Below are 11,434 nucleotides of genomic sequence, written 5' to 3'. Positions count from 1 at the left end.
CTGGTAGTTCAGTTGGTTAGAATGCCTGCCTGTCACGCAGGAGGTCGCGGGTTCGAGTCCCGTCCAGACCGCCATTTGTTGGCTCAGTAGCTCAGTCGGTAGAGCAAAGGACTGAAAATCCTTGTGTCGGCGGTTCGATTCCGTCCTGAGCCACCATTTATTTCTATGAAACACTTTATATGTGGAGGGGTAGCGAAGTGGCTAAACGCGGCGGACTGTAAATCCGCTCCCTCCGGGTTCGGCGGTTCGAATCCGTCCCCCTCCACCATATATACAGGGGTATAGTTTAAAGGTAGAACGAAGGTCTCCAAAACCTTTGGTGTGGGTTCAATTCCTACTACCCCTGCCAATTATATATTGTGGCGATTGTGGCGAAGTGGTTAACGCACCTGATTGTGGTTCAGGCATTCGTGGGTTCGATTCCCATCAGTCGCCCCATAATATTTTAAATTACTTTAGCATTGGGCTATAGCCAAGCGGTAAGGCATCGCACTTTGACTGCGACATGCGTTGGTTCAAATCCAGCTAGCCCAGCCATTTTGCGGAAGTAGTTCAGTGGTAGAACACCACCTTGCCAAGGTGGGGGTCGCGGGTTCGAATCCCGTCTTCCGCTCCATAATTTACGGCGGCATAGCCAAGTGGTAAGGCAGAGGTCTGCAAAACCTTTACCACCGGTTCGAATCCGGTTGCCGCCTCCATAAAATTCATACAGTGCATAATCTACTTTTTATATACGCCGGGGTGGCGGAACTGGCAGACGCACAGGACTTAAAATCCTGCGGTAGGTGACTACCGTACCGGTTCGATTCCGGTCCTCGGCACTGATTTACAAAAACATTTTAATATGCCGGTGTGGCGGAATTGGCAGACGCGCACGACTCAAAATCGTGTTCCTCTGGAGTGCCGGTTCGACCCCGGCCACCGGTATCATGAAAAGCACTTCTTATTCCATTATAAGAAGTGCTTTTTTGTTTTGTAAATGATATTCAACGAAGCAGTATAGGGTCTATGTGCCACAAATGAATGATAAACAGAGAAAAGGGGTACGAAAAATCTGTCTATGAGCCCGAATTACCTGATGTAGAAGGATTACGGTCGCATAGACAGGCTCTATGAGCTCGAATTACTAGATGGAGAAGGGTTCCGGTCGCATAGACAGACTCTATGAGCCCGAATTACCTGATGGAGAAGGGTTACGGTCGCATAGACAGGCTCTATGAGTCCGAATTGCCTGAAAGAGAAGGGTTCCGGTCGCATAGAAGGGTTCTACGAGCCGAACTGTCTGATGGAGAAACAAAAACACCTTGCTTCCCCTCCACCTCTAGGCAATTATGCCAGCCTCTCAATGTAAACTCACAATAAATAACCATAATAGAAAAAAAACGAGCATTGTTCGTTTGTTGTTTTTTCCATAATTGGTTACGCCGAAATAATCACTTGTTGCGTAATCATTATATTTAACATCTAAATCATGAAACATCCGATGTACATCTATTAAATAAGAAACATCCTTCGTTTCATCCGCCTGTTCCAATAAATCAAGTGTTAGATTAAAATCCGTTTTTAAATCTGGATCATCAACTGCGTCAATCATTTTATTCAAATTTTCTATGTAATCTTTGTATTTGTTATGAAAAAGAGTAAAATTAAAATCTTTACTTCTCCCCCAGCATAACTCTTCATTCCAATAATTATGATTAATTTTAATGTATTCTCCAATATCCGCTTCGTTTACATTCGCTTGTACTAGCTGCTGAACAGGCAATTCATTTGAGGCAGCTCGGTAAGACTTGAAATAAATCGTAACAGCGGAGCCAACCACAATAGCTATGAATAAGATTGTAGAGAAAATGATCGGTTTTCTTCGAATAAAGCTCACCTCACTAGATTAGTATTTAAAGATTTTAATATAGAGTAGCAAATATTTTTATTGATGTCATTTAAAAAGGGAATAAATCAGTCATATGTTTTTTGATGTTATTCGACAAAATTTGCATAACTCTCTTGACGCGTCCAAAAAAAGTGTGTATTATTGTAAGGGTCAACTCGTTCAATGAGTTGTCACAAAATATATGCGGGTGTAGTTTACTGGTAAAACCTCAGCCTTCCAAGCTGATGTAGTGGGTTCGATTCCCATCACCCGCTCCATACATAACTAACGCAGTGTATCGTTACATAGAGAACGATGCATTGCGTTTTTTCTTTATATAGAAAAAAGATGCCAAACTGGCATCATTTTAGAATGTGGTAGGTTGCTTCCCCGCCGTGTATTTGAACAAACATGTTCATTAGAGATTCTGTTAGCTTTTCTGCGTTATGAAGATCAGTGGATGGTCTTAAATAGATGAGTTGAAGAGCATGTTTTGTTTCTACCGAAACAGGGGCTCTATCAGAATCTACAAAAGGACTTCCAAATGGGCCGTTCTCATCGGCTGATAAAATAAGGCGCTCCAAAGAATTTAACCGCCCATTTAAGCCCACATATTCCTCTCCTTCGTCCCCAAAGCGAATACTAACGGGACCATTCAAACATTCTTGGTCGTAGATTCCGATAGGTACTTGATATTGTAGAGAGAAAAAATTATTAATATCGATTGCACTTTGTACAGACGAAAGGTAATTCTGTTTCTGTACCCTTCTGTATAAAGCTTCGACAGATGGACGGTACCGGTTGGGGTCCTTACCATTCTTTTTAAAAATAGTTCGCCATTCCTGAACTCCAGGAAGCTCTGTAACAGGTGTATTTTCTAAATCAAAATAAATAGACTCCTGGAAGAGTTGGAGTCTGCCTCTTAGCATTTGCGGTGAATCTCCGACCAATATATTTTTATATTCGATAACAGCTAGTTTAAAGTCAGGAACTTGTCCCTTTATTTCTTGTGAGAGTTGAATTTCCAACGATTCCACCTCCAAATTTCATTTAAAATAGTTTATCATAAATAGATGTGCAACCAATAATTAAAACAATCAAACCACAACTAATATAAACATACTTTGGGGGAAGGAGGAACCAATATGGATCTCAAGCAATTAAAAAAAGATCTCATTGCTTACAGCAAGGAAATTGGAATCGATAAGATCGGTTTTACAAACGCAGACATGTTCAGTGAATTGAAAAATAGATTAATCAGACAACAAGAACTTGGCTATCAATCTGGTTTTGAGGAGCCAGACATAGAGAAACGTGTAACACCCGCCCTTTTGATGGAGGAGCCACGTTCCATTATTGCGATTGCCCTTGCCTATCCATCAAAGATGAATGAACGTGTAGAAGGAAAGATGGGTGAACGAAGAGGATTTTTCAGCAGGGCTTCTTGGGGGCTCGATTACCACCATGTTTTACGTGACCGGCTAAAGAAGCTTGAAGAGTTTATTTTAACAAAGGTCCCGGAGGCAAGGTTAAAATCAATGGTCGATACGGGAGAACTTTCTGACAGGGCCGTTGCCGAGCGAGCAGGCATCGGTTGGAGCGGGAAGAACTGTGCCATCATTACTCCAGAGTTTGGCTCTTATGTCTATTTAGGTGAAATGATTACAAGTATACCATTTGAACCGGATACACCTATTGAGGACCAGTGTGGTTCTTGTAGAAAGTGCCTAGATGCTTGTCCTACGGGTGCATTAGTCCAAGGAGGACAGATTAATGCACAGCATTGCATTTCCTTTTTAACACAAACAAAAGAGCTAATTCCGGATGAATTTCGCGATAAGATAGGAAACCGTATTTATGGATGTGATTCCTGCCAAACTGCTTGCCCGGTGAATAAAGGGAAAAACTATCATTTCCACGAAGAGATGGAGCCCAATCCAGAGGTAGCCAAGCCGTTACTAAAGCCAATATTAAAATTGAGTAACCGCGAGTTTAAAAACCAGTTCGGTTCGGTGGCTGGCTCTTGGAGAGGAAAAAAACCAATTCAACGAAATGCAATTATTGCCCTTGCTCATTTTAAAGATGATACAGCTATTCCTGACTTAATCGAAGTATTAGAAAGGGAAGCAAGTCTGGTATTGAGAGGAACGGCTGCGTGGGCGCTTGGGAAAATAGGTGGTGAATCCGTTCGCGTTGCTCTTTTAAGGGCAAAAAAGAAAGAAGTCGAGAGCGAAGTTCAACTAGAAATTGAAAAAAGTCTAACTCAATTTAAATAAATGAAGAGCGAACCAAATTGGTTTCGCTCTTTTTTATATTAAAACCAACTTTTTTTCATATGTATGAAAGAAAGGGGTGAAGAAATAATGTTTGAATTGCTCCAGGATTTGTTTGAAAAAAGAGTGAATCAATTTGTTACTGATAAAAGAAGCCATAGGGTATTTTTTCCGAAAGCTGAGAAAAAACAAGCAGCATTAGCCAAACGGTCAGCAGAAATTGTAAAGGTGAAAGCCACAGGAAAAATTATGGAGGAAGTTTCGGAAGAAGAATTTCAAACGGTAAAATACCTTGCACACTATCAATACTTAATTAAGCAAAAAGGAATCTTCTACTTGGAAGAAGAGATGGAAGAAAGACTGGCGAAGTTCTACAAAGGTGCTTTAGTTATGGATGAGGAAAGAATCCCAAAGGAAGATGTATACTCTCATCAAGAGACAATAGAAGAAGTGATTGATGAAACAGATGAACGGTTAAGCTATCAATACGATCGCTTGAAAGCAGTACAATATGCGGAGCGCTGGTGGAATACCTACAACCCTGCTTACAAGAAATTTGAAGTAGATTGTACTAACTTTATTTCACAATGCCTTCATGCAGGGGGAGCCCCAATGAGAGGGTATCCCAATCGCGGGACTGGGTGGTGGCTGCGGAGCAGCAACTGGAGCTACAGCTGGGCTGTAGCCAATTCACTAAGGCTATACTTAGGGAATTCAAAGGCGGGTCTAAGGGCAAGAGAAGTCAGCAGTCCAGATCAATTATTACTGGGAGACGTTATTTGCTATGATTTTGAGGGGGACGGCCGTTACAATCACAACACCATTGTAACCGGAAAAGATGCTAATGGAATGCCTTTAGTGAATGCTCATACCTATAATAGTCGTAAGCGTTATTGGGCATATGAGGATTCCTCAGCTTATACCCCGAATATTAAGTATAAGTTCTTTAGCATTATCGATTTATAAGACCACACACTTCTTTGTCTGCCATTTCTTTGGTGTGTGATTCTTTAAAAGAAGGAATGAGAGTGGTATAATTGCTTTTATAGTTTTTTCAACTGGGGTGAGTTTTTTGGCTATACACGTAGTACTATATCAACCACAAATACCTTCTAATACAGGAAACATCGCAAGGACATGTGCAGGCACTGATACCCATTTACATTTAATTCGGCCGTTAGGTTTTTCGACAGATGATAAGATGTTGAAAAGAGCAGGTCTAGATTATTGGGAGCATGTAAATATTACGTATTATGATTCCTTAGAAGAATTTTACGAAAAAAATGCTGGCGGGGAATTTTTTTACTTAACAAAATTCGGGCAAAAGCCTCATAGCAGTTTTGATTACAGTAACTCTGAAAAGGAATATTATTTTATTTTCGGAAGAGAAACAACCGGTTTACCGAAGGACGTCATTGAAAATAATAAGGACGTAAGCCTAAGGATTCCGATGACCAATAATATTCGTTCATTAAATCTTTCTAATACTGCAGCTATACTTATTTATGAAGCACTTCGTCAGCAAAACTATCCAAATCTCGATTAAGTGAAGGAGGCCCAGGTTCTTGGGCCTCTTTTTGTAAAAGGAAGGGAACCTACAATGAATGATATCATCACAACGATTCTAAACCATCGCTCCATAAGGCATTTTGAGGATAAGCCCTTAACAGATGAGCAAATTAAAACAATTGTATTGAGTGCTCAGGCGGCTTCAACGTCAAGCTATATTCAAGCCTATTCCATTATTGGTGTGAAGGATCAAGAGAAAAAGAAAAAGTTGGCTGAATTAGCAGGCAATCAGGAATACGTTGAGAAAAACGGCCATTTTTTTGTATTTTGTGCTGACCTTTATCGTCATACCTTAATAGGTAAAGAGGAGCAGAAAGATGTTACTCAATCTATAGAAAGTACGGAAAAATTTATGGTGGGTCTCATTGATGCCTCCTTAGCTGCTCAGAATGCAGCGATAGCCGCTGAATCACTTGGGCTAGGGATTTGTTACATAGGAGGGATTCGAAACAACTTAGAAGAGGTAAAGAAGCTCTTAAAAACACCAGACCGTGTCATTCCTTTGTTTGGACTTGCGGTGGGGTATCCAGCAAAAATGACGGAGCAAAAGCCGAGATTGTCTTTTGAGCATATCTATCATGAAAATGAATATGAACAGAGTATGGCTACTTATTTACAACAGCTAAGGGAGTATGATGAACTCATCTCAGACTATTATGAACAAAGAACTGGCGGGAAAAGAAAGGATCGTTGGACAGCGCAAATGGCAAAGATGCTGGAAAACCAAAGTAGGATGTATATGAAGGAGTTTATTCAAAAAAATAAATTAGATCTACGATAAAAGGCTGCCTTATATGGCAGCCTTTTTTTCACATTTTAAGATAGATAATCTTCGAACTTCGAGAATTGTCCAGCTCCAGCGCCTAGCCCCTCGGTCAAATAACCTTCAGCAATAAAAGTCAAAGAGCGACTTTTCTTGCTGAAGAACATTTGCCTGTCGGGGCTGACCAAGGCGCTTCCGCTTTTCTATTTAGTTGAACCGGGCTTGTCATTATAACCTGCAGTGAAGATTGCTGACAAAAATGTGATCATTACTAAAACAACGATGAAAGTGTTCATGTTATGTATTCCCCCTTCGTTTTGCGTATTTTCATTTTTTACCCATATGATTTTATTATATCCTAACTTTAAAAAATGAAAAGTGTAAGATTTCCTGTAACGAATAAAAAAGATAAAGAGTTACTCACATACGCATGTTCAAGTTCATTGGCGCATAGAGTATATTAATCGTCTCTGATTAAGCTACAGGGGGAGGGCCTTATGGATATTTTAAAAAAAATCGAGATGTATCGAGAAGAAGAGGAAAAACTTCGTTGGGAAGGATCATTCGCTGATTATTTACTGTTGCTAAAGGAAAAGCCATGGGTAGCACAATCTGCACATTCTCGAGTTTATAATATGCTTAAAGATGCAGGGATTGAAGAGGTAAAAGGGACGAAAAGGTACAACTTTTTCAGCAATCAATTATTTGGTTTAGAAGAGTCTTTGGAACGTCTAGTGGAAGAATATTTCCATCCTGCAGCTAAAAGACTGGATGTCAGAAAGCGGATTTTACTGTTGATGGGTCCAGTAAGTGGCGGGAAATCAACACTTGTTACTATGTTAAAAAGAGGATTAGAAGCCTACTCGCATACCGATAGGGGTTCTGTATTTGCCATTAAAGGCTGTCCGATGCATGAAGACCCGCTGCATTTAATTCCACATCATCTACGTAAAGATTTCTTTGAGGAATATGGTATAAGAATTGAAGGAAATCTTTCGCCGCTCAATATGATGCGCCTTGAGAAGGAGTATGGTGGCAGGATTGAAGATGTTCAAGTAGAAAGAATCTTTTTCTCAGAGGATAAGAGAACTGGAATTGGAACCTTTAGTCCATCCGATCCCAAATCACAGGATATTGCCGATTTAACAGGAAGTATTGATTTTTCAACGATTGCCGAATTTGGGTCCGAGTCTGACCCTAGAGCCTATCGTTTCGATGGTGAACTGAATAAAGCAAATCGAGGGATGATGGAATTCCAAGAGATGCTAAAATGTGATGAGAAATTCCTTTGGCATTTACTTTCCTTGACACAAGAGGGGAACTTTAAAGCTGGAAGGTTTGCGTTAATTTCTGCTGATGAATTAATTGTGGCTCACACGAACGAAACCGAGTACCGATCCTTTATCTCCAATAAGAAGAATGAGGCATTGCATTCACGGATTATTGTTATGCCAATTCCATATAACCTTAAGGTTTCTCAAGAAGAAAGAATTTATGAAAAAATGATAAATGAAAGTGATGTATCCGATGTTCATATTGCACCACATACGTTAAAGGTAGCGGCAATGTTCACTATTCTAACCCGCTTAAAGGAGCCTAAAAAAGGGGATATTGATTTACTGAAGAAAATGCGCCTTTATGATGGAGAAAGCGTAGAAGGTTTTAACACCGCCGACATAGATGAACTCAAAAAGGAGTATCCTGATGAGGGTATGAGCGGTATTGACCCACGTTACGTGATCAATAGAATTTCCTCTACTATTATTAGAAAAGAAGTACCTTCAATTAATGCCTTAGACGTGTTAAGGTCGTTAAAGGATGGGTTGGACCAACACCCTTCTATTACAGCAGAACTGCGTGAACGCTATATGAATTATATTTCTTTAGCTAGAAAAGAGTATGATAATATTGCGAAGAAAGAAGTTCAAAAAGCGTTTGTGTACTCGTATGAAGAGTCTGCAAAAACACTCATGGACAATTATTTGGATAATGTAGAAGCATACTGCAATAAGAATAAGCTCAGGGATCAATTAACTGGAGAAGAAATCAATCCGGACGAAAAGCTTATGCGTTCAATAGAAGAACAAATAGGGATTTCGGAAAATGCGAAGAAAGCCTTCAGAGAAGAAGTATTAATCCGTATTTCTGCTTTCGCAAGAAAAGGAAAACGGTTTGACTATAATTCGCATGACCGACTACGAGAAGCTATTCAGAAGAAACTCTTTGCTGATTTAAAGGATGTTGTAAAAATTACTACTTCCTCAAAAACTCCAGATGAGCAGCAGTTGAAGAAAATCAATGATGTAGTGGCCCGTTTAGTAGATGAACATGGATATAATTCAACTTCAGCAAATGAATTACTACGTTATGTTGGAAGTTTATTAAACCGATAACTAGGATTAAAATAGGAAGGACTGGCAGAGAGAATCTGTCAGTCTCTTTTTTTCCATCTCGTTACTCGTCCAATTTACTAGGCAAAAAACACAATTGTCAAAATTATTAGTAAATTATTCTTCACTCTTGCATAGGATAAAGTAATCCATATTTTAATTGAACTTTTTAATCGGATTATTTTATGTATTTGTAGGAAAAAGTGTGCAACACGGATTTAAATAATTTCATAAGGAGGGGTTTACATTGTCTGTTAACAATCATCAATTTGTCATTTCAAGAGAAGATTGGTCCCTCCACCGTAAAGGCCACGATGACCAGCAGCGGCATCAGGAAAAAGTCCAGGAGGCAATTCGCAACAATCTTCCCGATCTCATTACTGAAGAGAGCATAATCATGTCGAATGGTCGAGATGTGGTAAAAATTCCAATTCGTTCGTTGGACGAATATAAAATTCGCTATAATTATGACAAAAACAAACACGTGGGCCAAGGTGACGGTGACAGTCAAGTCGGTGATGTTGTAGCACGTGACGGTTCTAGTGGGCAAAAAGGTCCAGGCAAAGGCCAAGGAGCAGGGGATCAGGCCGGAGAAGACTATTTTGAAGCAGAAGTGTCATTAATGGAGCTCGAGGAAGCATTATTTAAACAATTGGAGCTTCCGAATTTAAAAAGAAAAGAAGAGCAGGAACATCTCGTTGAAAATATTGAGTTCAACGATATTAGAAAAACAGGTTTAATGGGTAATATTGATAAAAAACGTACCATGATGTCTGCTTTTAAACGTAATGCCATGAGTGGGAAACCGGCGTTTCATCCTATTTATAAGGACGATTTAAAGTTTAAGACTTGGAATGAAGTGGTGAAACCAGATTCAAAAGCCGTTGTTATTGCTATGATGGATACGAGCGGTTCCATGGGAATTTGGGAAAAGTATATGGCCCGCAGCTTTTTCTTCTGGATGACACGCTTTTTAAGAACCAAGTATGAAACAGTTGAAATTGAGTTTATTGCACATCATACCGAAGCAAAAATTGTGACGGAAGAAGACTTTTTTTCAAAAGGTGAAAGTGGTGGAACTATTTGTTCTTCTGCTTACCGAAAGGCGTTAGAGATCATTGACAGTAAGTATAATCCACGAAAGTTCAACATCTATCCATTCCATTTTTCAGACGGTGATAATCTTACATCGGATAACGCTCGTTGTGTGAAGCTTGTAGAAGAGTTAATGAAGGTATCCAACATGTTTGGATATGGTGAAGTTAATCAGTACAACCGCCATTCAACTCTCATGTCCGCATACAAGAATATCAAGGATGAACATTTCAGACACTATATCCTCAAACAAAAAGCAGATGTATTCCATGCCATGAAGAGCTTTTTTCAACAGGAAGAATCCAAACAATACGCATAATCGTTTAAGAGGCTGACTCAAAAGCAAAGTGGTCAGCCTCTTTGTTTGTGTAAAAGACCGTAATGTAAAATGAAAAAATGTGAATAATAATTATAGGACCATAAAAAAGTTGTTCATAATTCAATTCTAGTGTCTGATATGGCAGACCTTATTTTACCAAGAGACGTTTTGGCATGTTCTTTATTTAAGACCATGATATTTACGTATAAGGCATCGATGAGACTTAATTGTGCAATCCGTGATGCTAACGCTTCAGATCGGTATTCAGTTTCTTCTGAACTGGTAAATAGCGCTACATCTACTTTTTGACTTATTGGTGATTTTGGAAAACTGGTGATCCCGATGGATTTAGCTCCATTTTCACTGGCCACATTCAAAATATCAATTGTGTCTTTATTTGCTCCAGAATGAGAGATGACAACGGCCAAATCTTTTTCTGTTAACTGTGAAGCGGACATGAGTTGAAAGTGGGAATCAATAAATGCAAACGCTTTAATTCCTGTTCGAATAAATTTATGAAATGCATCCATTGCAATAACAGCTGACCCACCTGTTCCGTAAAAATGAACTCTTTCAGCCGTATGAATCATCTTAACTGCCCTTTGGATCGAATCGCTGTCCTGGAGCTGTAAGGTATTTTCTAAGGTTCTAATATTTGATTGGAATACTTTTTCAGTGACAGCCTTTTCATTATCACCCTCCGTAATTTCCTCATGAATTTGCTGGATGGGAGTAATGATTTCTGAAGCCAGTGCAATCTTCATTGCCTGGTACCCTTTAAATCCGATCCGTTTACAAAAGCGGAAAACCGTGGCGTCGGCCATCCCGAGATCTTCAGCGACTTCATTAATCGTGCTGTGAAGAATTTTTTCAGGATTGTCTAATATAAAATTAGCAATTTGCTTTTCCTTTTCACTAAATCTGGCATAGTAAGAGCGTATTTTACTAATGCAGCTCATCTGCAACCCTCATTTTTTATTGAATTGGCTGTGTTAAATTTGTCTGTTGATTTCCGCTCCAGGCACTTCGCTTTCCGTGGGTGTTTCGGCGAGCCTCCTCGGCGCTTGCGCCTGCGGGGTCTCCCCTGAACCATACTCCCACAGGAGTCTTCGTGCCTTCCGCTCCAATCAACAGGCGATAAAATCAACAATGTTC

Annotated in this window: 9 protein-coding genes and 10 tRNA genes; 16 read left to right on the top strand and 3 right to left on the bottom strand. The window is 39.7% G+C overall.

All coding sequences use genetic code 11. The features are described 5' to 3' along the window. The first annotated feature begins 80 nt into the window (after nucleotides 1-80). The 9 genes from AC3A54_RS09960 to AC3A54_RS09920 all read left to right on the top strand — a co-directional run bounded on the left by AC3A54_RS09960 (nucleotide 81) and on the right by AC3A54_RS09920 (nucleotide 927). Nucleotides 81-156, top strand: a tRNA-Phe gene (locus AC3A54_RS09960). Nucleotides 157-183: 27 nt separating this feature from the next. Further along, a tRNA-Tyr gene (locus AC3A54_RS09955) sits at nucleotides 184-268 on the top strand. Nucleotides 269-275: 7 nt separating this feature from the next. After that, a tRNA-Trp gene (locus AC3A54_RS09950) sits at nucleotides 276-349 on the top strand. A 13-nt stretch (nucleotides 350-362) separates the two neighbouring features. Beyond that, a tRNA-His gene (locus tag AC3A54_RS09945) sits at nucleotides 363-438 on the top strand. A 24-nt stretch (nucleotides 439-462) separates the two neighbouring features. After that, a tRNA-Gln gene (locus AC3A54_RS09940) sits at nucleotides 463-537 on the top strand. A 4-nt stretch (nucleotides 538-541) separates the two neighbouring features. Beyond that, a tRNA-Gly gene (locus AC3A54_RS09935) sits at nucleotides 542-616 on the top strand. An 8-nt stretch (nucleotides 617-624) separates the two neighbouring features. After that, nucleotides 625-698 (top strand) — tRNA-Cys (locus AC3A54_RS09930). Between the two features lie 37 nt (nucleotides 699-735). After that, nucleotides 736-821, top strand: a tRNA-Leu gene (locus AC3A54_RS09925). A gap of 25 nt (nucleotides 822-846) precedes the next feature. Next, a tRNA-Leu gene (locus tag AC3A54_RS09920) sits at nucleotides 847-927 on the top strand. Between the two features lie 415 nt (nucleotides 928-1,342). Here the strand turns inward: AC3A54_RS09920 and AC3A54_RS09915 are convergent. Next, nucleotides 1,343-1,879: a hypothetical protein gene (locus tag AC3A54_RS09915; protein WP_487654324.1), complete on the bottom strand. Its 537-nt coding sequence runs from the start codon at nucleotides 1,877-1,879 to the stop codon at nucleotides 1,343-1,345. 195 nt (nucleotides 1,880-2,074) lie between these two features. Between AC3A54_RS09915 and AC3A54_RS09910 the strand changes: the two genes are divergently transcribed. Further along, nucleotides 2,075-2,148, top strand: a tRNA-Gly gene (locus AC3A54_RS09910). 84 nt (nucleotides 2,149-2,232) lie between these two features. Here AC3A54_RS09910 and AC3A54_RS09905 read toward each other — a convergent pair. Then, nucleotides 2,233-2,898 carry a B3/B4 domain-containing protein gene (locus AC3A54_RS09905; protein WP_487654323.1) on the bottom strand — a complete coding sequence of 222 codons (666 nt, stop codon included), beginning with the start codon at nucleotides 2,896-2,898 and terminating at the stop codon, nucleotides 2,233-2,235. A 117-nt stretch (nucleotides 2,899-3,015) separates the two neighbouring features. On the opposite strand from AC3A54_RS09905, the gene queG reads away from it, so the two are divergent. The 6 genes from queG to yhbH all read left to right on the top strand — a co-directional run bounded on the left by queG (nucleotide 3,016) and on the right by yhbH (nucleotide 10,279). Continuing rightward, nucleotides 3,016-4,146, top strand: coding sequence for a tRNA epoxyqueuosine(34) reductase QueG (queG, locus tag AC3A54_RS09900; protein WP_487654322.1), 1,131 nt, complete (start codon nucleotides 3,016-3,018; stop codon nucleotides 4,144-4,146). An 87-nt stretch (nucleotides 4,147-4,233) separates the two neighbouring features. After that, nucleotides 4,234-5,109 (top strand): amidase domain-containing protein, encoded by an 876-nt coding sequence (locus tag AC3A54_RS09895; protein ID WP_487654321.1) that lies wholly within the window; start codon nucleotides 4,234-4,236, stop codon nucleotides 5,107-5,109. A gap of 106 nt (nucleotides 5,110-5,215) precedes the next feature. Then, nucleotides 5,216-5,689, top strand: a complete 474-nt coding sequence (gene trmL, locus AC3A54_RS09890; RefSeq protein ID WP_487654320.1) for a tRNA (uridine(34)/cytosine(34)/5-carboxymethylaminomethyluridine(34)-2'-O)-methyltransferase TrmL — start codon at nucleotides 5,216-5,218, stop codon at nucleotides 5,687-5,689. Between the two features lie 54 nt (nucleotides 5,690-5,743). Beyond that, nucleotides 5,744-6,493 carry an oxygen-insensitive NADPH nitroreductase gene (nfsA, locus tag AC3A54_RS09885; protein WP_335548498.1) on the top strand — a complete coding sequence of 250 codons (750 nt, stop codon included), beginning with the start codon at nucleotides 5,744-5,746 and terminating at the stop codon, nucleotides 6,491-6,493. A gap of 479 nt (nucleotides 6,494-6,972) precedes the next feature. Then, on the top strand, nucleotides 6,973-8,868 hold the full coding sequence (locus AC3A54_RS09880; RefSeq protein WP_487654319.1) for a PrkA family serine protein kinase: 1,896 nt from the start codon (nucleotides 6,973-6,975) through the stop codon (nucleotides 8,866-8,868). A 244-nt stretch (nucleotides 8,869-9,112) separates the two neighbouring features. After that, a complete protein-coding gene (yhbH, locus tag AC3A54_RS09875; protein ID WP_308080743.1) occupies nucleotides 9,113-10,279 on the top strand; it encodes a sporulation protein YhbH in 1,167 nt (388 codons plus the stop codon). A gap of 113 nt (nucleotides 10,280-10,392) precedes the next feature. Here yhbH and AC3A54_RS09870 read toward each other — a convergent pair whose 3' ends face one another. Beyond that, complete coding sequence (locus AC3A54_RS09870; protein ID WP_487654318.1) at nucleotides 10,393-11,238, bottom strand: MurR/RpiR family transcriptional regulator; 846 nt, start codon at nucleotides 11,236-11,238, stop codon at nucleotides 10,393-10,395. Between the last annotated feature and the right edge of the window lie 196 nt (nucleotides 11,239-11,434).

Source organism: Neobacillus sp. Soil_C_43, from assembly GCF_057656715.1.
The sequence above is the reverse complement of the archived record's forward strand: the minus strand, read 5'-3'. Positions and strand labels throughout refer to the sequence as shown.

Excerpts from the sequence above, each read along its gene's own strand:
- nfsA (WP_335548498.1), top strand. The coding sequence starts at position 5,744 with ATGAATGATATCATCACAACGATTCTAAACCATCGCTCCATAAGGCAT.
- AC3A54_RS09895 (WP_487654321.1), top strand. The coding sequence starts at position 4,234 with ATGTTTGAATTGCTCCAGGATTTGTTTGAAAAAAGAGTGAATCAATTT.
- queG (WP_487654322.1), top strand. The coding sequence starts at position 3,016 with ATGGATCTCAAGCAATTAAAAAAAGATCTCATTGCTTACAGCAAGGAA.
- AC3A54_RS09880 (WP_487654319.1), top strand. The coding sequence starts at position 6,973 with ATGGATATTTTAAAAAAAATCGAGATGTATCGAGAAGAAGAGGAAAAA.
- AC3A54_RS09870 (WP_487654318.1), bottom strand. The coding sequence starts at position 11,238 with ATGAGCTGCATTAGTAAAATACGCTCTTACTATGCCAGATTTAGTGAA.